This window comes from Bradyrhizobium sp. USDA3010, from assembly GCF_056429065.1.
In genome coordinates this window covers 65551-90657 of sequence record NZ_JBWJZD010000015.1, presented here as the reverse complement: position 1 = coordinate 90657, position 25107 = coordinate 65551, and the positions used below count along the sequence as shown (strand labels likewise).

At 65.5% G+C, this 25107-nt stretch carries 17 protein-coding genes and 1 pseudogene; 11 read left to right on the top strand and 7 right to left on the bottom strand.

Annotation, left to right across the window (positions count from 1 at the left end):
• Positions 1 to 437 precede the first annotated feature (437 nt).
• A complete protein-coding gene (locus AC066Y_RS22875; protein ID WP_478275835.1) occupies positions 438 to 1871 on the bottom strand; it encodes a UdgX family uracil-DNA binding protein in 1434 nt (477 codons plus the stop codon).
• Positions 1872 to 2126: 255 nt separating this feature from the next.
• On the opposite strand from AC066Y_RS22875, the gene AC066Y_RS22870 reads away from it, so the two are divergent.
• The 5 genes and pseudogenes from AC066Y_RS22870 to AC066Y_RS22850 all read left to right on the top strand — a co-directional run bounded on the left by AC066Y_RS22870 (position 2127) and on the right by AC066Y_RS22850 (position 9009).
• Positions 2127 to 2921, top strand: coding sequence for an ImuA family protein (locus tag AC066Y_RS22870; protein WP_478275834.1), 795 nt, complete (start codon positions 2127 to 2129; stop codon positions 2919 to 2921).
• Positions 2812 to 4593, top strand: coding sequence for a Y-family DNA polymerase (locus tag AC066Y_RS22865; RefSeq protein WP_478275833.1), 1782 nt, complete (start codon positions 2812 to 2814; stop codon positions 4591 to 4593). The genes AC066Y_RS22870 and AC066Y_RS22865 overlap by 110 nt, the downstream gene beginning before the upstream one ends.
• A gap of 70 nt (positions 4594 to 4663) precedes the next feature.
• On the top strand, positions 4664 to 8149 hold the full coding sequence (locus tag AC066Y_RS22860; protein WP_478275900.1) for an error-prone DNA polymerase: 3486 nt from the start codon (positions 4664 to 4666) through the stop codon (positions 8147 to 8149).
• Positions 8150 to 8231: 82 nt separating this feature from the next.
• Positions 8232 to 8767: pseudogene (locus tag AC066Y_RS22855) on the top strand (REP-associated tyrosine transposase).
• Positions 8768 to 8835: 68 nt separating this feature from the next.
• Positions 8836 to 9009 (top strand): heme-binding protein, encoded by a 174-nt coding sequence (locus AC066Y_RS22850; RefSeq protein WP_478275832.1) that lies wholly within the window; start codon positions 8836 to 8838, stop codon positions 9007 to 9009.
• 639 nt (positions 9010 to 9648) lie between these two features.
• Here the strand turns inward: AC066Y_RS22850 and AC066Y_RS22845 are convergent.
• On the bottom strand, positions 9649 to 9936 hold the full coding sequence (locus tag AC066Y_RS22845) for a hypothetical protein (protein ID WP_050626238.1): 288 nt from the start codon (positions 9934 to 9936) through the stop codon (positions 9649 to 9651).
• Between the two features lie 199 nt (positions 9937 to 10135).
• On the opposite strand from AC066Y_RS22845, the gene AC066Y_RS22840 reads away from it, so the two are divergent.
• The 3 genes from AC066Y_RS22840 (at position 10136) to AC066Y_RS22830 (ending at position 16173) form a co-directional block, all read left to right on the top strand.
• The gene (locus tag AC066Y_RS22840; protein ID WP_478275831.1) at positions 10136 to 11557 is read left to right on the top strand and encodes a CoA transferase; all 1422 of its coding nucleotides are present in this window, start codon (positions 10136 to 10138) and stop codon (positions 11555 to 11557) included.
• 151 nt (positions 11558 to 11708) lie between these two features.
• Positions 11709 to 12956, top strand: a complete 1248-nt coding sequence (locus tag AC066Y_RS22835; RefSeq protein WP_478275830.1) for an efflux RND transporter periplasmic adaptor subunit — start codon at positions 11709 to 11711, stop codon at positions 12954 to 12956.
• Positions 12957 to 13044: 88 nt separating this feature from the next.
• Positions 13045 to 16173: an efflux RND transporter permease subunit gene (locus tag AC066Y_RS22830; protein ID WP_478275829.1), complete on the top strand. Its 3129-nt coding sequence runs from the start codon at positions 13045 to 13047 to the stop codon at positions 16171 to 16173.
• A 59-nt stretch (positions 16174 to 16232) separates the two neighbouring features.
• Here the strand turns inward: AC066Y_RS22830 and AC066Y_RS22825 are convergent, their stop codons facing one another.
• Together AC066Y_RS22825 and AC066Y_RS22820 are read right to left on the bottom strand one after the other, a co-directional pair.
• A complete protein-coding gene (locus tag AC066Y_RS22825; RefSeq protein WP_478275828.1) occupies positions 16233 to 17201 on the bottom strand; it encodes an amidohydrolase family protein in 969 nt (322 codons plus the stop codon).
• 138 nt (positions 17202 to 17339) lie between these two features.
• Positions 17340 to 18758: a TolC family outer membrane protein gene (locus AC066Y_RS22820; protein WP_478275827.1), complete on the bottom strand. Its 1419-nt coding sequence runs from the start codon at positions 18756 to 18758 to the stop codon at positions 17340 to 17342.
• Positions 18759 to 18999: 241 nt separating this feature from the next.
• Here AC066Y_RS22820 and AC066Y_RS22815 point away from each other — a divergent pair, with 241 nt between their 5' ends.
• Complete coding sequence (locus AC066Y_RS22815) at positions 19000 to 20862, top strand: acetyl-CoA hydrolase/transferase C-terminal domain-containing protein (RefSeq protein ID WP_478275826.1); 1863 nt, start codon at positions 19000 to 19002, stop codon at positions 20860 to 20862.
• Here AC066Y_RS22815 and AC066Y_RS22810 read toward each other — a convergent pair.
• On the bottom strand, positions 20859 to 21638 hold the full coding sequence (locus AC066Y_RS22810) for an enoyl-CoA hydratase (protein WP_478275825.1): 780 nt from the start codon (positions 21636 to 21638) through the stop codon (positions 20859 to 20861). The two genes, AC066Y_RS22815 and AC066Y_RS22810, sit on opposite strands and share 4 nt — an antisense overlap.
• A gap of 130 nt (positions 21639 to 21768) precedes the next feature.
• Positions 21769 to 22452, bottom strand: a complete 684-nt coding sequence (locus AC066Y_RS22805; protein WP_478275824.1) for a hypothetical protein — start codon at positions 22450 to 22452, stop codon at positions 21769 to 21771.
• Positions 22453 to 22779: 327 nt separating this feature from the next.
• Here AC066Y_RS22805 and AC066Y_RS22800 point away from each other — a divergent pair, with 327 nt between their 5' ends.
• The gene (locus AC066Y_RS22800; protein ID WP_212311080.1) at positions 22780 to 23325 is read left to right on the top strand and encodes a sigma-70 family RNA polymerase sigma factor; all 546 of its coding nucleotides are present in this window, start codon (positions 22780 to 22782) and stop codon (positions 23323 to 23325) included.
• 2 nt (positions 23326 to 23327) lie between these two features.
• On the top strand, positions 23328 to 23966 hold the full coding sequence (locus AC066Y_RS22795; protein ID WP_478275823.1) for an NrsF family protein: 639 nt from the start codon (positions 23328 to 23330) through the stop codon (positions 23964 to 23966).
• On the opposite strand, the gene AC066Y_RS22790 is transcribed toward AC066Y_RS22795, so the two are convergent.
• Complete coding sequence (locus AC066Y_RS22790) at positions 23963 to 25069, bottom strand: DUF2336 domain-containing protein (RefSeq protein WP_092125155.1); 1107 nt, start codon at positions 25067 to 25069, stop codon at positions 23963 to 23965. The genes AC066Y_RS22795 and AC066Y_RS22790 overlap by 4 nt on opposite strands.
• Positions 25070 to 25107: the final 38 nt, after the last annotated feature.

The following is a 25107-nucleotide window of genomic DNA, read 5'->3' as shown; positions in this document are numbered from 1 at the left end:
CAATCTTCAGCAACAGACGATCACCGATTGCGCAATGATCGTGACTGAAGTCACTCGTCCGGATTTCGCGGAGCGAGACATGCGGAAGGCGAGGATGCCGGCAGCGAGAGGTCGGGCCCGCGAAGCCACGCCACCGGGAATCGAGGTCACCGGAAATCCTGGCAACCAGGAATTCAAATAACCAGAAATCCGGCGCGTGCTGCGAGCAGGTGACTGAGGAGGGGAGGATTGCGAGATGAGGTGGCGCGCCGCACGATCGGGGCTAGCAAACCGCGCAGCGCGCCCGCCTCAGGTACGTCATGGCGTGAACATGACGCCCGATACCTTTGGAACACGTCACAGTACCACGGATCAATTAAAGGTTGTAGGCATTTGTCAGCGTCCAGAAACAATTTCACGTTGAAGTGTTGTCCCTGGTTCCGCCGGTTTGGCGCAACTCAGGCCGCGCGAGCCGCATTGCGCAGCTGATCTGCGGCAATTTTCAGGTCGTCAATAAAGCGCTGATATTCCAGCGCTTTGGCTTTCTCGTCGGGCAGCCGCAACAGGTAGGACGGATGTACGGTGACGAGCACCTTGGTTCCGTCGTGATCGATCAGGCGGCCGCGGTTCTTGTTGATCGGGGTGATCTTGCCGAGCACGCTCTGCGCTGCGGTGGCGCCGAGCGCCACCACGAGTTCCGGCCTGATGGCGTCAAGCTCGCGCGTGTACCACTGGCGGCAGGCGCGGATCTCCTGTGTGCCCGGCTTCTGGTGCAGCCGGATCTTGCCGCGCGGCACGAATTTGAAATGCTTGACCGCGTTGGTGATGTAGACCTTGGCGCGCGCGATGCCGGCGTCCTCAAGCGCGCGATCGAGCATCTGCCCGGCCGGTCCGACAAAGGGATGGCCTGCGAGATCTTCCTTGTCGCCGGGCTGCTCGCCGACCAGCATCAGCGTCGCGTCTTGCGGGCCTTCGCCGAACACGGTCTGGGTTGCGTCCTTCCATAGCGGGCAGGCGCGGCAATCGGCGGCCTCTTCGCGCAAGGCAGCGATCGTGTCGCGCGCTTGCATGTCGTGAGTTTGCTTGCGGGCCATCGGCTCATCCTGCAGCTTCAGCGGCGCGGCCGCCTTGCGTGCAATGAAGGGGCCGCTGGTCATGCGCATGGCGTCTTCGATCAGCGGCTTAATGATCGAGTCCTCGGGCAGGTTCCTCCAATAGGCCTGCGGCATCTCCATCACTTTCAGCCGCGCGGGATTGAAGAGGCCGTTGTCATGACGCCGCCAGACCTCCTCGAGCCGGTCTTCGCTCGGCACCTCGGATTTGGCGACGCCGGGCGAGATCGAGATCGCGTGCCCGTCCCAATGCGCGCAGACGTCGGGGGTCAGGATCGACCACGGCATGTCGGCGAAGCGGCCGGCGAAGAAAGGTGCGGTGAACTCGACGATGCGATGCTCCGGCTCGAACCAGGCGAGGTAATGTGCCGTCCGCTCGCGGCCGATCTCGCGGAAGCGGAGCTGCGCGTGCATCCTGTCGATATCGCGATAGACCGCGCGCGCCATCGCGTGGACCTCGGCGACGTCAGGATCATCAGTCACGCTGAGCAGATCGTGGTGGCTGCGCAGCCGCCACAGCAGGCGATAGAGCAGGGCGAAGCGCTCGTCATTGCGATGCAGGATCGCGGTCTTTGCGAGCTCGACGAAAATGGCTGTCACGTTGAACCGCGCCTGCGGCGCATCGGGCAAGTCATTCAGGCAGGATGCTGATGACAGCTCGTCGTCCTTGCGTACGGTCCACGTGACCTCCGCAGGCTTCACGTCATTCAGCGCCAATCGCCGCGCGGCCTTGCGCCAGCCCTCGAAATCGGTGTCGTTGTCGAGCACGATGATACGCATGCGATTGCTCCGTTTCCGTCACGCCGCCATTTTCGGGGCCTGCGCGCCTGACTTGCGGAAGAGCAGAGCCCGTCCGCTTCGGCGGCTGCTGAATCTCATTGATTCCATTCATGAATCGATGGGCTCACCAATCCGATTGACTCCGCGGGCCCTGTTAGCTTTATATTAGAACATATCATGAACAAATGAGCCAGTCCCTGGTTCTCTGTTCTGGTCAGTGACGGCCTCAAATTTTCAGGTGGAAGGAGCGGCGCAATGAATGGCGCACGCACGGGTACGCTTGCGTCTCTGCGCGGCAGCATCGCGCGCATCGAGGCGCCCTCGGAGGCGGCGATGCCGAACCGCATCGCGCTTGGCCACACGAGCGCGGACGCGATGCTGCGCGGCGGGCTTGCACCGGCCGCGCTGCACGAGGTGTTCGCGGCCGGCCATCAAGGCGGCGCGGCGACCGGCTTCATCGCCGGGCTCGCCGGACGGGTGTCAGCGCGCAAGCCGCTGGTCTGGGTGCGGCAGGATTTTTCCGACCGCGAAAACGGCGCGCTGTCGATGCGCGGGCTGGCCGAGCTCGGCCTCGATCCGCGCCTCCTGGTCACCGTGCGTGCCGCCGATGTCGACAGCGGCCTGCGCACCGCGGCCGACGCGCTCGCCTGCGATGCGCTCGGCGCGGTCGTGCTCGAGATCTGGGGCCATGCGCGCCAGCTCGATCTCGTCGCCAGCCGCAAATTGACCTTGGCCGCGCAAGCCTCCGGCGTCACCGCGCTGATGCTGCGGATCGCGGCCACGCCGATGCCCTCGACCGCGGAGACGCGCTGGATCGTGCGCGCGGCGCATTCGCCGCCAGGCAATGCCGCAAGCGCCTGGGGCGCGCCGCGCTTCGAGGCCGAACTCGTGCGCAATCGTCATGGCCCGGTCGGGCGATGGATCATGGAATGGAAATGTGATGAGTGCCAATTCAGTGAACCGTCGGCGTATCCTCAGCCTATGGCTGCCACGCCTGCCCATCGACCGCATCAAGCGCAAGCTCGCGCGGGACATCGCCTCGCAAGCTGATGGGCATGCCGTTGTGCCAACCGACACACGGGCGGTGGTAGGGCTCTCTCCCCCCTTGCGGGGGAGAGTTGGAGAGAGGGGTATCACGGACACCGGCGTATGCGGCTTACCCCTCTCCCTGGCCCTCCCCCGCAAGGGGGGAGGGAACCCGTCCGCTCATGCGTCCCTCACGAATGGGTTAAGTGGCGATCTCCCCAGCGTCGTGGTCGCAAAGGACCGCAACGCGATCCTGCTGCACGCGATCGACGAGGCGGCGGTGCGGGCCGGGCTGTCGATCGGGCTGCCGCTTGCCAATGCGCGGGCGATCTGCCCGGAGCTTACGGTCTACGATGCAGACCCCGCCGCCGATCTGAAGACGCTGAACGACATCGCCGACTGGTGCGACCGCTTCACGCCGCTGGTCGCGCTCGATCCGCCTTACGGGCTGTTCCTCGACATCACCGGCTGCGCGCATCTGTTCGGCGGCGAGCGCGCGCTGCTGCAGATCGTCATCAATGCGCTGAGCCGGCGCGGCTTTGCCGTCAGTGCGGCGATCGCCGGCACCTCGATCGCGGCGCGCACGTTGACGCGCACCGCCTCGGGGCAGATCATCGCCGATGGCGCGGAGGCGGAGGCGGTCGGCCCGCTGCCGGTGTCGGCGCTCGGCGCCGATCCTGCCGTCACCACCGGCCTGCGCCGCGCCGGCCTGAAGACCATCGGCGATGTCGCCTCGCGCGCGCCGCATGAGATCTCGGCGCGGTTCGGTGCCGATTTCACCACCCTGCTCGGCCACGCGCTCGGGCAGGGCGATGCCCCGATCAGCCCGCGCAAGCCGCTGCCCGATTACATCGTCGAGAAGCGTTTCCCCGAGCCCATCGCGACCGACACCGTGATCGCGCTGACGCTCTCAAGCCTCGCCAAGACGCTGGTCGCGGCGATGGAGAAGCAGGGCAAGGGCGCGCGGCAGCTGGAAGCGAGCTTCTTCCGCACCGACGGCGCAGTGCGCGCGATCATGGTCGAGACCGGGCGTCCGGTGACACGGCCGGAGATGATCGACCGCCTGTTCCGCGAGCGGCTCGATGCGCTCAACGATCCGCTCGATCCCGGCTTCGGCTTCGATCTCATCCGTCTTGCCGCGGGGCGTACCGAGATCGTGGTGCAGCAGCAGCGCGATCTCGACACGTCAGTGCACGACAATGACGAGATCTCGGCGCTGATCGACCGCATCGCCGCCCGCATCGGGGGCAAACGCGTCGTCGTGCACCTGCCGCTCGAGAGCCATATCCCCGAACGATCAGCGCTCGCGCTGCCGGCGCAACATCATCTGGCCGCGGCGAGCGCGGCCGCCTGGCCGGACCGCGTCGCCGGCGAGCCGCCGCTGCGACCGCTCAGGCTGTTCGAGCGGCCCGAGCCCATCAAAGTGCCGTTCGCGAGTGTGCCGGACGGTCCGCCGCACCAGTTCACCTGGCGGCGCGCCTTGCATGCGGTGGTGCGGGTCGAGGGCCCCGAGCGCATCGCGATGGAATGGTGGAAGCAGGACGGCGCGGCGCTGACGCGCGATTACTTCCGCGTCGAGGATGCCGAGGGCCAGCGCTTCTGGATCTTTCGCGACGGCCTCTACGAGAGCGAGTTGCGCGACGAGGCGGGCGAGCCGGTCCCGGCCAACTGGTATGTGCACGGGCTGTTCGCATGAATATGCAGAGCGTTTTCGAGCGAAGTGGGAGCCGGTTCGCGTGAAGAAAACGCGTCAAAACAAGAATCTGATGCCCGACTATGCCGAGATCGGCATCACCAGCAATTTCTCCTTCCTGCGCGGCGGCTCCGATCCGCGCGCCTATGTGCATCAGGCGAGCGAACTTGGGATTCCCGTGATCGGGCTCGCCGATCACAACACGCTGGCCGGCGTGGTGCGCGCCTGGAAGGAGCTCGACAGCGACAAGGTCGCCCATCCGCCCAAGCTTCTGATCGGCGCCCGCATCGTCTTCATCGACGGCACGCCCGATATCCTGGTCTATCCGCGCGACCGCGCCGCCTACGGCCGGCTGTGTCAATTGCTCACCCGCGGCAAGCGCGGCGGCGGCATCGAGCGCATCGAGAAGGGTGACTGCCGGCTCACTCTGTCCGATCTCGTCGATTTCGCCGAAGGCCAGCTCCTGGTGCTGGCGCTGGCGCATCGTTTCGAAGAGGAGAAAGCGCTTGGTCTGCTCGCGCAGCTCAAGGCCAGTGCCGCCGACGGCGTCTGGCTCGCCGCAAGCCTGCTCTATCGCGGCGACGACAGGCGTCGTCTCGCGCGGCTCCATGGTCTCGCCACTGACGCCGGCGTGCCGCTGCTCGCCACCAATGAGGTGCTCTATCACCATCCCGCCCGCCGCCCGCTGCAGGACGTGCTGACCTGCATCCGCGAAAAGACCACGATCGAGGCGGTCGGCCGCAGGCTCGAGGCCAATGCCGAGCGGCATCTCAAGCCGGCGCTTGAAATGATCAGGCTGTTTCGCGACTGGCCTGACGCGATCGCGGAGACCATGCGCTTCGCGAAACGCATCTCGTTCTCGCTCGACCAGCTCAAATACCAGTATCCCGACGAGCCGGTACCGCCGGGCAAGACCGCGCAGCAGCATCTGGAAGACCTGACCTGGGCCGGCGTCGACAAATATTTCGGCGGCGAGATCGACGAAAAACTTCGCGCCACCCTGAACAAGGAGCTCGCGCTGATCGCCGAGCTGAAATACGCGCATTACTTCCTCACCGTGCACGACATCGTGCACTATGCGCGCAGCCAGAACATCCTGTGCCAGGGGCGGGGCTCGGCGGCCAATTCGGCGGTGTGTTACGTGCTCGGCGTCACCTCGGTCGATCCGACCAAGGTCGATCTGCTGTTCGAGCGCTTCATCTCCAAGGAGCGGCTGGAGCCGCCCGACATCGACGTCGATTTCGAGCATTCGCGGCGCGAGGAGGTGATGCAATATGTCTATCGCCGCTATGGCCGGCACCGCGCCGCGATCATCGCGACCGTGATCCATTATCGCCCGCGCAGCGCGATCCGCGACGTCGGCAAGGCGCTTGGGCTGACCGAGGACGTCACCGCCGCGCTCGCCGACACCGTGTGGGGCAGCTGGGGCAAGGGCCTCAACGACATGCAGGTGCGGCAGGCCGGGCTCGACCCGAAGAATGCGATGATCAACCTCGCGGTCGAGCTCGCCACCGAGCTGATCGAGTTTCCGCGCCATCTCTCGCAGCATGTCGGCGGCTATGTGCTGACCCAGGACCGGCTCGACACCTATGTGCCGATCGGTAACGCCGCGATGGACGACCGCACCTTCATCGAATGGGACAAGGACGATGTCGACGCGCTTCATATGATGAAGGTCGACGTGCTGGCGCTGGGCATGCTGACCTGCATCCGCAAATGTTTCGACCTGATCGATGACCACAAGGGCGAGCGCTGGGAGCTCGCCTCGGTCCCGCAGGACGAAAAAGAAGTCTACGACATGCTGTGCCGCGGCGAGTCGCTCGGCGTGTTCCAGGTCGAGAGCCGTGCCCAGATGAACATGCTGCCGCGCTTGAGGCCGCGCACCTTCTACGACCTCGTCATCGAGGTTGCGATCGTGCGCCCCGGGCCGATCCAGGGCGACATGGTGCATCCTTATCTCAGGCGGCGGAACGGCCAGGAAAAGGTCAGCTATCCATCGCCGGCGCCAGACCAGGGCGACAAGGACGAACTCTACAACGTGCTGCACAAGACGCTCGGCGTGCCGCTGTTCCAGGAGCAGGCGATGCGGATCGCGATCGAGGCGGCAAAGTTCACCTCGGAGGAGGCCAACGGCCTGCGCCGCTCGATGGCGACCTTCCGCAACCTCGGCACCATCGGCAGCTACGAGGAGAAGCTGGTCGGCAACATGGTGGCGCGCGGCTACGATCCGGACTTCGCCCGCAGCTGCTTCGACCAGATCAAAGGCTTTGGCAGTTACGGCTTCCCGGAGAGCCATGCCGCGAGCTTCGCGCAGCTCGTCTACATCTCCTCATGGCTGAAGCACCATCATCCCGATGCGTTCTGCTGCGGCCTGCTCAACTCGCAGCCGATGGGTTTCTATGCCCCCGCGCAGATCGTCGGCGACGCCCGCAAGAACGGCGTCACGGTGCGCGAGGTCGATGTCTCCTTCAGCTTTGCGCAGAACACGCTGGAGGAGAAGATCGGCGATCATTGCGCGGTGCGGCTTGGCTTCCGCCAGATCGACGGGTTTCACTGGCTGGACGAGGACGAGGAGCGGTTGAAGCGGATGCAGGCCAGCCACAAAGAGGCTGTGCTCCCTCTCCCGCTTGCGGGGGAGGGGTGGGGTGGGGGTCTCTCCACGAGTCACGCTGAGGAGAGAGCCCCCACCCGCAGCGCATTCGCGCTGCGGCCTCCCCCGCAAGCGGGAGAGGCGAAGCAAGAGAAAGACTGGGCCGACCGCATCGTCGTCGCGCGCAACCGCCGGCCCTTCACGTCGCTGGAGGACTTCGCCCGTGACACTGGCCTGCCCAAGCGCGCGCTGATCCTGCTCGCCGACGCCGATGCGTTCCGCTCGCTCGGGCTCGACCGCCGCGAGGCGCTGTGGGCGGTGCGGCGGCTGCCCGACGACGTGCCGCTGCCGCTGTTCGAGGCCGCCACCGCGCGCGAGCAACCGGATGAGGGCGCAAAACCGCTGCCGGAGATGCCGCGTCCCGAGCAGGTGGTCGCCGACTATCAGACCATCCGCCTGTCGCTGAAGGGCCATCCGATGGAATTCTTGCGCGAGATGTTCACCAGAGAGCGCGTCGTCGCCTGCCACACCATCAACCGCAGCAACGACCGCCGCCGCGTCAGCTGCGCCGGCGTCGTGCTGGTGCGGCAGCGGCCGGGCAGCGCCAAGGGCGTCGTGTTCATGACGCTGGAGGACGAGACCGGCATCGCCAACATCGTGGTGTGGCCGAAGGTGATGGAGCAGTACCGCAAGGAGGTGATGGGTGCGCGCCTGATCCTGGTCGAGGGCTATATCCAGAGCAGCCCCGAGGGCGTGACGCATCTGGTGGCGCAGCGCATGACCGACCGTTCCCACGATCTGATCGGCCTCGCCAACGAATCCCTCAGTCGCAAGCATCCAGTGCCGCCGGGACCGGCGCTGATCGAGCCGCTCAACGACGACCGCCGCGATCACGGCGACAACTCGCCGCAAAGGATCCGCCACCCCCGCAACGTCCGCATCCTGCCGCCGTCACGGGATTTTCATTAATCGTCGCGCGATGACGGCAGGATCGTAGGGCGGATTAGCCGAAGGCGTAATCCGCCGCTCATTTCAACCCACGTGAAAGCTCATGCCGAACTACCGTCGTGCGTTCATCCCCGGTGGCTGTTGGTTCTTCACGGTCAATCTGCTGGACCGGCGACAAACCTTGCTCGTGGATCACATTGCGGAATTGCGCAACGCCATTGCTGCAACGCGCCAGGACTATTCCTTCATGATCGACGCATTCGTTGTGCTGCCCGACCACCTGCACGCGGTCTGGACCTTGCCGCCCGGCGACACCGATTTTTCGACACGCTGGCGACTCATTAAGAACTCGCTTCGCGAGAGCTCTTCCAAAGCATGAGAAGCGCAGCGATGTTCGCATCGCTCGCAATGAACGCGGAATTTGGCAACGTCGGTTCTGGGAACATCTGATCCGCGATGAGCCCGATTACGAGCGTCACATCGAGTATTGCTACATCAATCCCTAAAGCATCGCCATGTCGCGCGAGTACGCGATTGGCCCCACTCTTCGTTTCATCGCGACGTCCGAGCTGGATTATTTCCGGAAGACTGGGGGGTGGTGATGTCGCGACGAGCGGCGACTTCGGTGAACGGCAATGATCCCCGAGGGAATGGCGGATTACGCCTTCGGCTAATCCGCCCTACGATTTCTGACGTTCGAAAACCTGATGGGCAAGGGAGCCTACTTCTCCTATCTCGCGACGCTTGACGACGTGATCGCCTCGCGCGGCGGCAACCTCCTGATCGTCGACGGCAAGGTCGTCGGCGCCATCGGCGTCAGCGGCGGTTCGGGCTCGCAGGACAATGTGATCTCGCTCGCCGGCCAGGCCGCGCTGAAGTGAGAGCAGCGACGTAATGCTTCTGCCGGGCTTCGGCCAGGCAGAAGTTTTCTGATGAGGATCCTACGAACGGTCAATAATTTGTTCGGCTTTTCAGAATTTAACTTGACGCCGCACCCAACTCAGATGTTCAATGCGCCCGTCTCACCCGACACGAGGGGCGCTTCGCGGTCGTCACGAACGTGGGTCGAGATGCGGTGGACGCCGATTGCGCAACTGACGAGTGCGGATGAAGCGGACGGTGAAGTCGTGTGGTCCTGACGCCCTAGCGGCAGGTGTCCTCTCTCAAGATGCGCAAGCGTTTTGCGAAGGCGGTGACAAGCAAGCCCAGTCTCGCCGGGGAGAGCACGAAGTAAGCCGTAACCCATCGCGCAGGGAAAGCCGGATTGCTCCGGTTACACCTGTGGTCCTACCCCCGAGCTTTCTACCTTTTGCTCGGGGCCCATGGGTGCGATCGGCACCCGGCTTTCCCTGCGCCCTCCGTTCGAGAGAGGGCAACACACGAAGCAAACCTCGGGCGGATCACGCCGCGAGAGTGCTCATCCGCGACTTACGTGCAAATGCTTACACGAAGCTTACAACCCCGCTGCCATCAGATCGGTCTTGCGTTCGCAAGCGGATGAATTCCTCGGCAGCTGCATGCTATTCCACCGCGGCCCCGACCGGCGGCCCGCCCGGCGGGCGGTGCAGGAAGGTGATCGACGCATAGGCGCCAACCCACGAGCCGGCCGCTGCGAAGGCGACGTAGAGCCAGTTCTCGGTGTAGCTGATCACCGCATAGGATGAGAGCACGTACCAGACGCTGCTCCAGGTCGCAGCCGGCACGCGCTTGCGCGCGACGACCGCCGAGGTGAACATGACGTAGACCGCGTCGGTCGCCGCGGTCGCGAGGAAGACGCCGCCGGCGGTAAGGGGATCGATGGCAGCCATTGCAACTCCTGTTCGGGTCGGGCAGAGCTAAGGCATGGTCCGGAAAAGTGTGAAACGGTTTTCCGAAAAGATCATGCCCAAACAAGGCATGGTCCGGGAAGGTGTGATCTTGCCCAAATAAGGTAATGACGATCGGGGATCGGGCATTGCCATTTTGTCATCATGCTCGGGCATAGAATAATCGCAAACAGGAATGCGCATGCAGGACATCCGTGAAATCCTTTCCGATGTCTGGACCGGCACCGGTGGCGCGCCGTCCGCGCTCGACGCGGTCGCCCTGACCGGCAGCGAGCCGCAATTGCCGTCGTCGTTTCGGGTCGCAGCGGCGGCGCAGGTACCGATTGCCGCGGCGGGCCTTGCGGCGGCCGAGATCTGGAAAGCCCGCAGCGGCGAGCCGCAGGATGTCGCGGTCGACATGCGCCATGCCGTCGTCGAATGCCGCAGCGAGCGTTATCTGCGGGTCGACGACAAGCCGCCGCCGCCGGCCTGGGACAAGATCGCCGGCGTCTACCGTGTCCGCGACAACCGCTTCGTCCGCCTGCACACCAATTTCCCGCATCACCGCGACGCCGTCTGCAAGGTGCTGGGCTGCAACGCCGAGCGCGACGAGGTCCAGGCCGCGCTGCTGCAATGGGACGGCGAGGCGTTCGAGACCGCGGCCTATGCCGCCGGCGGCGTCGTCGCATTGATGCGCTCATATGACGAGTGGTCTGCGACGCCGCATGCAGGAGAACTTGCAAGACTGCCGCTGATCTCGATCGAGAAGATCGGCGAAGCCGCGCCAAAGCCGTGGCCCGCGGGGAAGCGGCCGCTGGCCGGCATCCGGGTGCTCGATCTGTCGCGCGTGATCGCCGGTCCCGTCGCCGGCCGCACGCTCGCCGCGCATGGCGCCGACGTGCTGCTGATCTCCGGTCCCGATCTGCCTGATATCCCCTGGCTCACCATCGACACCGGCCGCGGCAAGCTGACGAGCTTTCTCGAACTGCGCAGCGAGGAGGGGCGGGCCGTGATGCGCGGTCTCGTGGCGCAGGCCGATATTCTCTCGCAGGGCTATCGTCCGCAGGCGATTGCGCGGCTCGGCTTCTCGCCGGAGGAGGCGGCCCGCATCAATCCCGGGATCGTCTATGTGACGCTCTCGGCCTATGGCCATGCCGGTCCGTGGGCGGAGCGCCGCGGTTTTGACTCGCTCGTGCAGACCACGACCGGCTTCAATCATGCCGAGGGGCAGGCCGCCGGCGTCGACGGACCGAAGGAATTGCCGGCCCAGATGCTCGACCACGCTACGGGATACTTCATGGCGTTCGGCGCCATGATGGCCAGGGCACGCCAGGCGCGCGAGGGCGGCAGCTGGCACGTCGGGGTGTCGCTGGCGCAGACCGGGCGCTGGCTGTGGGATCTCGGCCGGCTCGAAGAGGGCCTTGCCACCGAGGACCTGAAGGCGGATGCGGTGCAGCCCTACATCGAGCGGCTTCCGTCCGGCTTTGGCACGCTGAGTTCGGTCCGGCACGCCGCCATCCTGTCGCGCACCCCGGCCCATTGGTCACGTCCGGCGATGCCGCTCGGCAGTCACCTGCCGGAATTTCCTGCCCCAGGGTTTCCTGCCCCGGAGTTTCCCGGATGAGACATTCAGTCGCCGTTCAGGCTATCCGAACTTTAACGACGCGCACCGCCGAAGTGCGATTTTTAGGTTGTTCGAAACGCCAATTCGGCACTATTAGCGCACCGCTGGGGTTGTCCCGCCGGAAGCTGCAACGATCGACCCCGCGGACCGCATGCTGAAAGAGTTTATCAAGCGAATGCAGAGCTTTAGCCGCCCGCGCCTGCTCGTGGCCACGGCGGTGCTGGTGGTCGCCTGCGCGGGCGCCTATGGCTACAACCGTTTCGGCTCGGACAAGCAGACGCCGTCGGAAGTCTCCAGCCAGTCCCGCAAGGGGGGCACGCGCTATGCGCCATCGCCCGCCGAGTGGGCCAGCCTGACCTTCCAGACCGTGGCCGAGCACACCTTCCGCTCCGAACTGGTGACCGAGGGCAAGATCGGGATCGACGAGGACCGCTCCACCCCGGTCTACTCGCCCTATACCGGGCGGGTCACCCGCCTCCTGGTGCGGCCGGGCGATACGGTGGTGAAGGGGCAGCCGCTGTTCGTGATCGAAGCGGCCGACACCGTGCAGGCGCAGAACGACTACGTCGCCGCGATGACCGGCCTCAACAAGGCCCAGTCGGCGCTCGACCTGGCTCAGATCCAGGAGAAGCGCGCCAAGGACCTGTCCGAGGGCAAGGCAATCCCGCTGAAGGATTATCAGACTGCGCAAGCGGCGCTGGTGCAGGCGCAGAACGATGCGCGCTCGGCGCAGACGCTGCTGGAGGCCGCGCAGAACAAGCTGCACATCCTCGGTTTCGGCGACGAAGCCATCGCGACCTTGCAGCAGAAGGGCCGCCTCAATCCGGAGACGACGGTGTTCGCGCCGATCGGCGGCACCGTGGTCCAGCGCAAGGCCGGTCCCGGCCAGTATGTCTCGACCGGTGCCAGCGACCCGGTCTATGTGATCGGCGATCTCTCGACGGTCTGGCTGATCGCCTTTGTCCGCGAATCCGACGCCGACAATGTCGCGGTCGGGCAGGACCTCAGCTTCAGCGTGATGGCGCTGCCGGGCAAGGTGCTGAACGCCCGGGTCAACTATGTCGCCGCCGCGATCGACGCGACCTCGCGCCGGCTCCTGGTCCGCGCCACCATCGACAACGCCGACAATCGGCTGAAGCCCGAGATGTTCGCCAATGTGACGCTGTATTCGAAGGGCGATCACCCGGCGGTCGGCGTGCCGAAACAGGCGCTGATCTACGAGGGCGACCAGGTTCGCGTCTGGGTCGCGAAGGCCGACGACAAGACCATCGAACTGCGCCAGATCAAGCCCGGCCTCATCAATGGCGACCTCGTCGAGGTCGCCGGCAATCTCAAGTCGGGCGAGCAGATCGTGACGAAGGGAAGCCTCTTCATCGACCGCGCCGCATCCGGCACTTGAGACGCATGATCCGGAAAAGGGGGAACCGGCTTTCCGGATCGACCATGCTCACCAAGAAAAATCCTCTCCGTTGAAAGTGCCGATCTGAATGGATCGCCTCGTCGCCCTTGCCGTCAATCGCCGCTACTTGATGGTGGCCATGTTCGTGGTCGTCTTCATCGGCGGCCTGCTTGCGTTCAAGCAGCTCAACATCGAGGCCTATCCCGATCCGACCCCGCCGATGGTCGACATCGTGACGCAGAGCCCGGGCCTCTCGGCCGAGGAGATCGAGCGCTACATCACGATCCCGATCGAGACCCAGGTCGCCGGCATCAAGAACCTCAAGACCATCCGCACCATCTCGCTGTACGGCCTCTCCGACGTCAAGCTGCAGTTCTCCTTCGACTACACCTATGACGAGGCGCTGCAGCAGGTGCTGAACCGGCTGTCGCAGCTCGCGCCGCTGCCCGGCAACGTGCTGCCCGGCATCTCCCCGACCAGCCCGATCGGCGAAATCTTCCGCTACCGGCTGAAGGGGCCGCCGAACTACAGCGTGCTCGACCTCAAGACGTTGCAGGACTGGGTGTTGCAACGCCGCTTCCGCGCGGTGCCCGGCGTGATCGACGTCACCGGCTGGGGCGGCAAGACCAAGACCTACGAGATCCAGGTCGACTTCAACAAGCTGGTCGCCAACGGCCTGACGTTGCCGCAGGTGCTGCAGGCGGTTTCCAACGCCAACATCAATGTCGGCGGCAACACCGTGAACATCGGCTCGCAATCGGCCGTGGTGCGCGGCGTCGGTCTGATCCGCTCGATCGACGATCTCGCCAACACCATGATCTCGCAATCAGGCGGCAATCCGGTGCTGGTCAGGGACATCGGCGCCGTCACGATCGGCGAGAAGCCGCGGCTCGGCATCGCCGGCATCGACAGTGACGACGACATCGTGCAGGGCATCGTGCTGATGCGCCGCGGCGAGCAGAGCTCGCCGACCATTTCCCGCGTCGAGCAACTGGTCAACCAGATCAACAATTCCTCGATCCTGCCGCCGGGCGTCAAGATCGAGCGCATCTACGACCGCAAGGATCTGATCGAGCTCACCACCCACACCGTGCTGCACAACATGGTGGTCGGCATCCTGCTGATCGTGCTGTTGCAGTGGATCTTCCTCGGCGATCTCCGCAGCGCGCTGATCGTCGGCGCCACGATCCCGTTCGCGTTGTTCTTCGCCGTGATCATCCTGGTGCTGCGCGGCGAATCCGCCAATCTGCTCTCGGTCGGCGCGATCGATTTCGGCCTGATCGTCGATGCCACCGTGATCATGGTGGAGGCGATCTTCCGCCGGTTGTCGCAGACCACGGCACTGTCGGAAGCCGAGCGCGAGCACATCTCCGACGACACGGTGATGGGCATGAAGAGCCATGCGATCCTGTCGGCGGCGGCCGACGTATCGCGCTCGATCTTCTTCGCCGCGACCATCATCGTCGCCGCGTTCCTGCCGCTGTTCACGCTGGGCGGCGTCGAGGGCAACATCTTCGGGCCGATGGCGCGAACCTATGCCTATGCGTTGGCGGGCGGATTGCTGGCGACGTTCACGATCACGCCGGCGCTGAGCGCGCTCATCCTGCCGGCGCATATTCACGAGACCGAAACCTGGATCGTCAAGAGGCTCGATGCGATCTACGTTCCGGCGCTGAACTGGGCGATCGCCAACCGCAAGATCGTGATGGCCGGTGCCGCCGGCCTCGTGGTCATGACGATCATCTTCGTGCGGTTCCTCGGCCTCGAATTCCTGCCCAAGCTGGAAGAGGGCAATCTCTGGATCCGCGCCACGCTGCCGCCGACGATCTCGCTGCAGGAAGGCAACGCCTATGTCAACGAGATGCGGAAGCTGATCAGCAGCCGTCCCGAGGTGGTGTCGGTGGTGTCGCAGCACGGCCGCCCCGACGACGGCACCGACGCCGCCGGATTCTTCAATGCCGAATTCTTCGCGCCGCTGAAGCCCGCCGGCGAATGGCCGGGCACGCATGACAAGGACGTCCTCACCGCGCAACTGCTCGGGCAGTTGCAAGACAAGTTCCCCGGCGTCGAATTCAACTTCTCGCAATACCTGCAGGACAACGTGTCGGAGGCGGTATCCGGCGTGAAGGGCGAGAACTCGATCAAGCTCTATGGCAACGATTTGCAGGCGCTGACCGACACCGCCAACAAGATCAAATCGGTGCTGTCGACCGTGCAGGGTGTCACCGACCTCGCGGTGTTCACCTCGCTCGGCCAGCCGACCGTCCAGATCGACGTCGACCGGGCGCGGGCGGCGCGCTACGGCCTGTCGCCTGGCGACATCAACGCCACGATCAAGGTCGCCGTCGGCGGCGACACCGCGGGCGATCTCTATGAACCCGGCAGCGACCGGCACTTCCCGATCATCGTCCGCCTTGCGCCGGAATACCGCAAGAGCGCGGAGGCGATCCAGAACCTGCGGATCGGGGCAACGAATCCGAATGGCGGGGTCACGCAGATCCCCCTGAGCGAGGTCGCCTCGATCAAGCTGATTTCGGGCGCGGCCTACATCTATCGCGAGCAGCAGGAGCGCTATCTGCCGATCAAGTTCTCGGTGCGCGACCGCGACCTCGGCAGCGCGATCCTGGAAGCGCAGCAGAAGGTTAACGAGCAGGTCCAGTTGCCGCCCGGCTCGCGTATCGAATGGGTGGGCGAGTTCGGCAATCTGCAGGACGCGATCAAGCGGCTGTCGATCGTGGTGCCGATCAGCCTCATGCTGATCGCGGTGCTGCTGTTCTTCAATTTCGGCTCGATGGTCGACACCATGCTCGCGATGAGCGTGATCCCGATGGCGATCTTCGGTGGCGTGCTCGGGCTGCTGATCTCGGGCATTCCGTTCAGCGTGTCGGCGGCGATCGGCTTCATCGCGCTGTTCGGCATCGCCGTGATGGACGGCATCATCATCCTGTCGCAGTTCAACCAGCTGATCGACGAGGGCTATGACCGGATGCGCGCGGTGATCCGCACCGGGGAATTGCAGCTTCGTCCGGTGTTGATGACCTGCGTCGTCGCCGGCATTGGCCTGTTGCCGGCGGCGGTGTCGGAGGGCATCGGCTCGCAGGTGCAGAAGCCGCTCGCCATCGTCGTCGTCACCGGCATGATGCTGGCGCCGCTGGTGATCCTGATCACGCTGCCGGTGCTGATCTCCTACTTCTCGCGCCGGCCGAAGGACAACTAGAGCATGATCCGGAAAAGTGTGAAGCGGTTTTCCGAAGAGATCATGCTCAAACAAGACAATCAGGTAAAGCCGTAGAGCCGCGCCGGATTGTCGACCAGGATCGCCTTGCGCACGGCGGCATCCGGCGCCCACACCGGAAGCTGGTTGAGGAGGCGGCCGTCGTCGATCTGGTACAGCGGCGTGACGTCGGTGACCTTCTTGCCTTGCGGTGTCACCGAATCCGGGTGCGGCCAGTCGGTGCCCCAGACGATGCGCTCGGCATTGGCCGCGATCAGCGCCTGGGCCAGCGGCGCGGCGTCGGCATAGTCGGGCGCGAGCTTGGAGGCGCGGTAGGCGCCGGAGATCTTGACATACGCCTTGCCGGATTTGACCAGCGCGAGCAGGTCGTCAAATCCCGGCTGGCCCGTGCCGAGCGCGGCCTCGGCGCCGCCGAAATGGTCGAACACCACGGGCACCGGCGCTGCCGCGACCAGGTCCTTGATCGCCGAGATCATGGCGAGGCTGGTGAACAGCTGCACGTGCCAGCCGCGCGCCTTCATCCGCTCGATCGCGGCCGAGAAGCGCTGCCGGCCGACATTGGGATCATTGACGCCGCCGGTCGCGAGGTTGAGACGGATGCCGCGGAAGCCGGCCTTCTGCATCGTGTCGAGATCGCTCTCGCTGGTCTTGTCGTCGATCACGGCGACGCTGCGCGCCGTGGGGCCGCGCGCCGTCATGCCGAACAGCGTCGACGAATTGTCGGAGCCATAGACGCTCGGCGTCACGATCACCACGCGCTCGATATGCAGCGCCTTGTGCAACGCGCTCATCTCCTCCGGCGAGGCCGGCTCCGGCGTGTAGACGCGGCCGGCGAAGAACGGGAATTTCGCGGGGTCGCCATGGATGTGGGTGTGGCAGTCGCAGGCACCGGCAGGCACGTCGAAGTTCACCGGGGTCGATGGTTGCGATGCCTTGGAAAATGCGTTGCTGCTGGTCATGGTCACTCCCGCTGCGATGGAAGCCAGCATCATACTGCGTCGCGTCAGCATTGGACGTCTCCCTGCGTGCTCGGCTGTTATGCGCGCACTCCGCGCACCGGCATCGTTGATGGCCGGCGGGGGCTGAGGTTATCGGCGGAGAGAGCGGGCGGAAAGGGCCGGTTCGCGGTGCGAACGGTTCCGCAAAGGCTATTGTCCCGACGGCGTGCGCAGGCCATGCCAGGCGTCGCGCACCTGATGGTAGTGCACCTCGGGCAGATAGTCGGGCGTCTTGAGATTGAGCGTCTTGACGTCGAGGCGCCCGGTCGCGCTGAGCAGCGTGTAGGAGGCGATGACGCGGTCGCGCTGCGCGCCGATCAGCCGGGCGCGCGCCGTGATCAGATCCTGCTGGGCGTTGAGCACGTCGACCGTGGTGCGCTGGCCGCCGGCGGCTTCCTTCTGCACGCCGGCGAGCGCGACCTCCGCGGCCTTCACCTCGGACTCGGAGGCCGACACCGCGATCTTGGCGCCCTCATTGGCGACCCATGCGCTGACCACGGCGGTCTTGGCCTGGTTGCGGACCTGGTCCAGCACGAGGCGGCTCTGCGCCGCCACTTCCTTGGCCTGCCGGGTCTGCGAGGCCGCGGTGCCGCCGTCATAGATCGGCTGCGTGACCTGGCCGATCACCGAGGCCTGGTCGGTCCCGAAAGTGCCGAGCGTGGGGTCGCTGTCGCGGCTGCGGCTGACGCTGCCTTGCAGGGTGACGTTCGGCATCAGGCTGCTCTCGGCGACACGGATCGAGGTCGAGGCGACGTCGACGTCGTAGCCCGCCGCCATCACGGCCGGATGCTCGCGCACCGCTAGCGCGATCGAATCCTCGCGGCTGCGCGGCAGCAGCCGGTCGATGGTCTCGGCCGGACGCAATTGCGACGGCGCGCCGCCGACCACCTGCGCATAGGTCGCCTGGCTGATCGCGAAGTTGACCTCGGCAGCGTTGAGATCGGACAGGCCGCGGTTGAGCCGGGCCTCGGCCTGCGCGGTATCGGTCGGCGTGACGTCGCCGGCATTGAGGCGGCGCTGGGTGATCGCCTGGGTCTCCTTCAGAAAGGCGACGTTGGCGCGTTGCGCCTCGACCAGGGTCTGGTTGGCCAGCACGTTGGTATAGGCGGTGACGGCGTCGAGCAGCACGCCCTGGCCGACATTGCGCAGGGCCTCGCGGCCGGACTGCACCTGCAACTCGGCGACGCGGACGCTGTTGGCGGTCTTGAAGCCGTTGAACAGGGTCTGGGTCACGGTGACCCCGATCTGCCAGGGCTTCAGCGTCGCGCCCTGGATCACGTTGCCGGGCAACTGGTCGCGCACGGCCTGGAGGCCGAGCGAGAGGCCAGCGGTGACCTGGGGGCGGTAGCCGGCCAGTGCCTGCGGCACGTTCTCGTCGGTCGCGCGCTGGCGTGCCCGCTCGGCATTGAGCTGCGGATTGGTCTGATACGCCTTGGCCATGGCTTCGGGCAGGCTCTCGGCGCGGGCTGCGGTGTCCGTCAGCAGCGCGCAGGCCAGCGCGCCAAGGCCGATGCCCCACAAAAGCACGCGCCTCGCTACGTCGCCAATATCAGCGGCACGCCCAACCATGTGATCCCGCAAACCAAAACCCCGGCAGTCCGCTTTCGCCGATGCCGTCGACACATCTACCTGTTTAGGGGGCGGTGCCGCCACAGGCAAACCGCCACGCGACATCTGCACATCATTTCGGTTGTTGTCTGTTGCCGGTTCGTCACAGGCGAACGCAGCTGTCATATGAAGTATAAGTTTGAACCGCCGGCCGCCGATTCAGCGATGCCGGTCATCCCCTGACTGCCCGGGTTGATCGCAGATGCCGAAACTCTTCTCTGATCCCGAGGCGATCGCGGAGCACATCGTTCGTGACGTCGGAACCGAACTTGTGGTGGGGCTGCCGCTCGGCCTCGGCAAGGCCAACCATATCGTCAACGCGCTGTACGCGCGGGCGGTCGCCGACCGCTCGATCAATCTGACGCTGTTCTCGGCGCTGACTTTAGAGAAGCCGAAACCGAAGAGCCTGCTCGAGCAGCGCTTCATCGGCCCGGTGATCGATCGCCTGTTCGGCGGTTATCCGGATCTCGCCTATGCGGAGGCGCTGCATCGCGGCGCGCTTCCGCCCAACATCAAGGTGATCGAGTTCTTCTTCCTCGCCGGGCAATGGCTGCATCAGCCCTTTGCCCAGCAGCACTACATTTCCGCCAATTACACCCACGCGGCGTCATATCTGCTGTCGCGTGGACTGAATGTCGTGCCGCAGCTGGTCGCCAAGCGCGTGGTCGACGGCGTGCCGCGCTACAGCCTGAGCTGCAACACCGACACGACGCTCGATGTGCTCCGCGCCCGCGCGCAGGGCCGGGCGTCGTTCAAGCTGATCGGCCAGGTCAATTCCGAACTGCCGTTCATGCCGGGGCCCGGCGATCTGCCGGCGGGTGAATTCGCCGCGGTGCTCGACAGTCCCGACACCGACTTCCCGCTGTTCGCGCCGCCGTCGGAGCCGATCAGCGATACCAAATATGCGATCGGATTGCACGCCGCGGGTCTGGTCCGCGACGGCGGCACGCTGCAGATCGGGATCGGGCAGGTCGGCGATGCGCTGGCGCAGGGGCTCGTGGTGCGTCACCGCGACAACGCCCGATTCCACGGCATCATGCAGCGGCTTGCGCCCGGTACCGCACAACTCGCGGCGGCCGAGATCGGGCCGTTCGAGAAGGGGCTCTATGGCGTCAGCGAGATGCTGTTCGAGGCGTTCCTCGGGCTGATCGACGCCGGCATTCTCAAGCGCGACATTGGCGGCGTGATCCTGCACGGTGCATTCTTTCTGGGTCCGCAGTCCTTCTATCGCGCCCTGCGCGAGATGACGCCCGAGCAGCTGGCGCGAATCCAGATGATGCCGGTGTCCTTCACCAACGAGATCTTCGGCGACGAGGACGGCAAGCGCCGCGCCCGCGTCGATGCGCGCTTCGTCAACAATGCGATGATGGCGACGCTGCTCGGGGCTGCCGTCTCGGATGGCCTGGAGAACGGCCAGGTCGTGAGCGGCGTCGGCGGCCAGTACAATTTCGTGGCGCAGGCGTTTGCGCTCGAGGGCGCGCGCTCGTTGCTGGCGCTTGAGGCAACCCATCAGTCCGGCAGGCAAACGCAGTCGAACATCCGCTGGTCCTACGGTCACGAGACCATTCCGCGCCACCTGCGCGATGTCTTCGTCACCGAATACGGCGTCGCCGATGTCAGGGGGAAATCCGATGCCGACGTGATCGCCGCGATGTTGCAGGTGGCGGACTCGCGCTTCCAGGGCGAGTTGATGCGGCAGGCCAAGGATGCCGGCAAGCTGCCGCGTGATCACCAAATCCCCGCGGCTCACCGCGAAAATTATCCCGAGCGCATCAGAACGGCGCTGAAGCCCGCGCGTGACGCAGGCCTGCTGCCGTCATTCCCGTTCGGCAGTGACTTCACCGACGTCGAGCAGCGGCTGATCCCGGCGCTGCAGATTTTGCAGCGGGCGCAGCAAACCCCGCTGCAACTCGCCGGTCTGCTGTGGCAGGGGATGCGGCATCCGCCTGACGCCGCCGACCGCGAATGCCTGGCGCGGCTCGGTCTCGACAAGCCGGCGCATTTCGCCGAGCGCGCCTATCGCGCGCTTGTCACCGCGGCATTGCAGCGCAGCCGCATGAACTAGCGGTTCTTGTTGACCGGCTTGCGCTTCTCGATGAAGGCCGCCATGCCCTCGGAGCGATCCTCCAGCGCGAAGGTCGCGTGGAACAGGTTGCGCTCGACATTCATGCCTTCCGAAAGCGGCGTCTCGAACGCGCGGTTGATGGCTTCCTTGGCCATCGCGGCGGTCGGACGCGACATCGAGGCGATCTTCTCGGCTGCGGCAAGCGCCTCTTCCAGCAGCTTGTCGGCCGGAACGATCCGCGACACGAGGCCCGAGCGCTCGGCTTCCGCCGCATCCATCATCCGTCCGGTGAGGCAGAGATCCATCGCCTTCGACTTGCCGATCGCGCGGGTCAGCCGCTGCGTGCCGCCGATGCCCGGGATGGTGCCGAGGGTGATTTCCGGCTGGCCGAACTTGGCGGTGTCGGCGGCGATGATGATGTCGCACATCATCGCGAGCTCGCAGCCGCCGCCGAGCGCGTAGCCCGCGACCGCGGCAATGGTCGGCTTGCGGCAACGGGCAACGCGGTCGCCGCCGATCGCGGTGAAGTCGCTGTTGAACATGTCGATGAAGCCCTTCGGCTGCATCTCCTTGATGTCGGCGCCCGCCGCGAACGCCTTCTCGCTGCCGGTGATCAGGATGCAGCCGATCTTGTCGTCGGCCTCGAGATCGTCCACCGCCGCGGCGATCTCGCGGAACACGCCGAACGACAGCGCATTCAGCATTTTGGGCCGATGCAGCGTGATGACGCCGACCGGGCCCTTGCTTTCGACGATGATGAATTCGAACGTAGCCATGACGCAAACCCCGTGCCTGATTTGCCGGGCAATGTGCCCGCTGGCGGGATGCGCTTCAAGTGGCTGAAGCGGCTTTGGGCCGCGGTGCGGCGCTACCCCACGCCGCAAGCCGCAAGCCGCAACGCCGCGGCTAGGCCATGAACATGCGTGCGGCCGAGGCCACCGTGAGCAGGGCGCCGAAGCCGATGAAGATCTTCCCGATCAGCGAGGTCTGGTCCCAGTTCGCACTGTCGCTGCTCGCCAGAACCGGGGCCGGCTTGGGTGCCGCTACGGTGGCGGCCGGCGGCTGCGCCACGGGAGCCTCCTGCTGGGCCGTCTGCGGTTGAACCGGTTGCGGTTGTTCCGCCGGCTGCTCCTGCTGCAGGGCCCGGTCGAGGTCGTTGAGCTGGTCGGATGCGACCACGCTGCCGTCGGGTTGCCCGTCGCCGGGCTTGTCGGAGGCGGCCATCACCGGATTGACGTTAGCGGGCGCGGTGCTCGCATTGCCGTCGCCGGACGTCAGCTCCGCATTGGCATTGGCGACGGTGGCGGGCATGCCCGCCGACGTCACGCTGCCGGCATCGCTCGCGGCCTTCTTGCTCTCGGATTTGTCGGCCGTCTTGTCAGTCGTCTTGGAAGACTGGTGGCGCGCTTGGCGCCGGCCATGCCGCGAACTCTGGTCCGCGGACCTGTCGGTCGAAGCATTGTCGGACTTCGTCGCGCCGGGTTCCGAACCGGCCGCATGCGCCGGCAACGGTCCGGCGAGACACACAAAGAACCCTGTCAGGCCTGTCGCAACCATCAAGGCCAAGCGCCCGCTGGCTTTGATCTTCATTCTGATGATCTCCCCATTTCGCCTGTCCCGAACGCGAAATGAGCCCCCGCTGCGTGTCTACACCGGGGCAAAAAAAGGGAATCTTCGGGCCTCAGAGGGCAAAAGCTGGGCAATTTCGTCCCGGTGGATCGTCGGCAGCAGCAGCACCGATGCGTGTCGGACCGATCGGTGTTATGAGGCCTTCCGTCTGCAAACCCGCCGGAGCGATTCTTTGAGGCTGATCCTCGGCGCGGCGTTGCCTGAGGGTGATTATCACGAATTCGTGATGCCCTTGGCGTGCCGCGTAACAAACTGAAAGATCGGCCGAATTGCAATTCAGGAGCCTGCGTGCGCGAACGTGAGGATGAATGGACCGACCTGATGCGGTCGGCCATTTCAGGCGATGACGCGGCGTATCATCGCCTGCTCAAGGCCATCACGCCGGTACTCCGTGCCGCGGCGCGGCGTGGCTTGGCGCGCGCGGGACAACCGGTCGATCAGTCCGAGGACATCGTGCAGGACATCTTGTTGGCGGTGCATTTGAAGCGGCAGACCTGGGACACGAGCGCGCCGTTCGCGCCGTGGCTGTTCGCGATCGCGCGCAACAAGCTGATCGACGCCCTGCGCCGCCGCGGCAGGCGCATCTTCGTCAATATCGATGACTTCGCCGAGACGCTGCCGGGGGAAACACCGGAGCCGACGGCCTCGCCCGGCGAGGTGACCGCCCAGTTGCAGGCGTTGCCCGCGCGGCAGCGCGACGTGCTGCAATCGATCGCGGTCGACAGCACCTCGATCAAGGACACCGCCGCGAAATTCGCGATGACCGAGGGCGCGGTGCGGGTCGCACTGCATCGTGGCCTTGCGAGCCTGACCGCGAAATTACGGGACCGATGAGCATGGATACCGATCAACTCATTCGAACCCTGACCGCCGACAATGCCTATCGGCCTCGTCCGATCGGTCTTGCGCTGATGATGGCGCTGCTGGCGGCGGCGCCGGTCTCGCTGCTGATCTTCTTCGCCGAGCTCGGCGTGCGGCCCGACGTGATGACCGCGATGCATAATCCGTTCTTCGACCTGAAATTCGCGGTGACGCTGGCGCTCGCCGCCTCGGCGATCGCGGTCAGCCTGCATCTGACGCGCCCGGAAGCCTCGCTGCGCAGCTTCGGCTGGTGGCTGCTGATTCCCGCCGGCATCCTCGTTGCCGCGATCAGCGGCGAGATGATGATGCCGCAGCGCACGCCGATGATGACGCGCCTGATCGGCAAGAACTCGGTGGCGTGCATGACCGCGATCCCCGCGATGTCGCTGCCGCTCTTGGTCGGCGCGCTGTACGGGCTGCGGCAGGGCGCGCCGGCGCGGCCTGCGATCGCGGGCGCAGTCGCAGGCCTGCTCTCGGCAGGGCTCGCGGCCACCGTCTATGCGTCGCACTGCACTGATGACTCGCCGCTGTTCGTTGCCACCTGGTACACGCTGGCGACCGCGATCGTCGCAAGCGTCGGCGCGCTGATGGGAGCGAGGGCGCTACGATATTAGGCCGCGGGCGCGGACTGCTGCATGCGATGGAAGCGCAGTACCTGCTGCGCGGTCGATGGCCGCAGCCGCTCATAGGTGTCCTTACAAGCCTGCAAATCGGTCGGTTCACCGCCCGAGATGTCGTCGCGCAGATTGATGATCGACCGCACCGTCGACCATGACAGGCCCGAGACCTTGGCTAGGATCATCACGCCCTCGGCACGGGTTTCGATCATCATGTTCTCGGCGATGCTGACCGAGACGTTGGCGAGCGCGGCAAGCGAGGCATTGGTCTCGTCGAACTTGCCGGCCTCGGCGAAGGCTGCGAGCTGGAATTCGTCGAGCCGGCCGTCCTGGTAGAGCGACTTGACCAGCGCATGCGCGATCGTGGTGTCCGGCGTCACGGCGGCGGGCGCCGAGCGCGCGCGTCGCGTCGCCTCCTTTACCGCGATCGGAATCTCCTTGGCCTGCTGCGGATTGGCAGCCTCGAGCCGCTGCCTGACCGTGTCCGAGGCCTTGGCGACCAGCTTGAGGTAGAGATGCCGCGGGATGCTTGGGCGGAGCCCGACGCAGGTCGACAGATTGTCGTCGCCCTCCGCGCGGCTGACCAGCCGGGTGAAGCCGCGCTCGGTAAATTCCGCGCCGGGATTGTTGACCGCGCTCTGGATCACCTCGTCGTTGCCGCGCAGCACCAGCACGTCGGTGACGGCGCCGCTCAGCGTCTTCCGGTTGGAGATCGCAAGCAGATGCGCCTGGCTCTTGCTGCGCGCCGTTTCGATCAGGGTGTCGTCGTCGAGCCGCGGCGACAGCGTCAGCACAGGGCCTGCGACCTCGATCAGGTCGTCGAATGCAAGGGTACGGATGGTCTGCGGCGGCGCGGTCTCGATCGGGGCGAGGCGGTTGGCGAGCAGCGCCTTGGCCGAATTTTCGATGTGCTCGAGCAGGCATTGGAAAACGTCGTCGAACAGCACGATCTGCTGGTCCGAATAGTTGACCGAGCCGTTGATGAAGAGGTCGGTCACGCGGCGCAGCGTCTCGACCCGGCGTGCGACGGTGCCGTGCGCGAGCGTCGTCTGCAGCTCGTCGAGCAGACTTTCGGGGGCGGTCTCGGGCTTCGAACTCATGACTCTGTCCTGGAGCGGTGGCGACGGATTCTCCGGCG

Bases quoted from the DNA above. Each gene is read 5' to 3' on its own strand.
- AC066Y_RS22875 (WP_478275835.1), bottom strand. From the start codon at position 1,871: ATGCGTATCATCGTGCTCGACAACGACACCGATTTCGAGGGCTGGCGC.
- AC066Y_RS22870 (WP_478275834.1), top strand. From the start codon at position 2,127: ATGAATGGCGCACGCACGGGTACGCTTGCGTCTCTGCGCGGCAGCATC.
- AC066Y_RS22865 (WP_478275833.1), top strand. From the start codon at position 2,812: ATGAGTGCCAATTCAGTGAACCGTCGGCGTATCCTCAGCCTATGGCTG.
- AC066Y_RS22860 (WP_478275900.1), top strand. From the start codon at position 4,664: ATGCCCGACTATGCCGAGATCGGCATCACCAGCAATTTCTCCTTCCTG.
- AC066Y_RS22850 (WP_478275832.1), top strand. From the start codon at position 8,836: ATGGGCAAGGGAGCCTACTTCTCCTATCTCGCGACGCTTGACGACGTG.
- AC066Y_RS22845 (WP_050626238.1), bottom strand. From the start codon at position 9,936: ATGGCTGCCATCGATCCCCTTACCGCCGGCGGCGTCTTCCTCGCGACC.
- AC066Y_RS22840 (WP_478275831.1), top strand. From the start codon at position 10,136: ATGCAGGACATCCGTGAAATCCTTTCCGATGTCTGGACCGGCACCGGT.
- AC066Y_RS22835 (WP_478275830.1), top strand. From the start codon at position 11,709: ATGCTGAAAGAGTTTATCAAGCGAATGCAGAGCTTTAGCCGCCCGCGC.
- AC066Y_RS22830 (WP_478275829.1), top strand. From the start codon at position 13,045: ATGGATCGCCTCGTCGCCCTTGCCGTCAATCGCCGCTACTTGATGGTG.
- AC066Y_RS22825 (WP_478275828.1), bottom strand. From the start codon at position 17,201: ATGCTGACGCGACGCAGTATGATGCTGGCTTCCATCGCAGCGGGAGTG.
- AC066Y_RS22820 (WP_478275827.1), bottom strand. From the start codon at position 18,758: ATGGTTGGGCGTGCCGCTGATATTGGCGACGTAGCGAGGCGCGTGCTT.
- AC066Y_RS22815 (WP_478275826.1), top strand. From the start codon at position 19,000: ATGCCGAAACTCTTCTCTGATCCCGAGGCGATCGCGGAGCACATCGTT.
- AC066Y_RS22810 (WP_478275825.1), bottom strand. From the start codon at position 21,638: ATGGCTACGTTCGAATTCATCATCGTCGAAAGCAAGGGCCCGGTCGGC.
- AC066Y_RS22805 (WP_478275824.1), bottom strand. From the start codon at position 22,452: ATGAAGATCAAAGCCAGCGGGCGCTTGGCCTTGATGGTTGCGACAGGC.
- AC066Y_RS22795 (WP_478275823.1), top strand. From the start codon at position 23,328: ATGGATACCGATCAACTCATTCGAACCCTGACCGCCGACAATGCCTAT.
- AC066Y_RS22790 (WP_092125155.1), bottom strand. From the start codon at position 25,069: ATGAGTTCGAAGCCCGAGACCGCCCCCGAAAGTCTGCTCGACGAGCTG.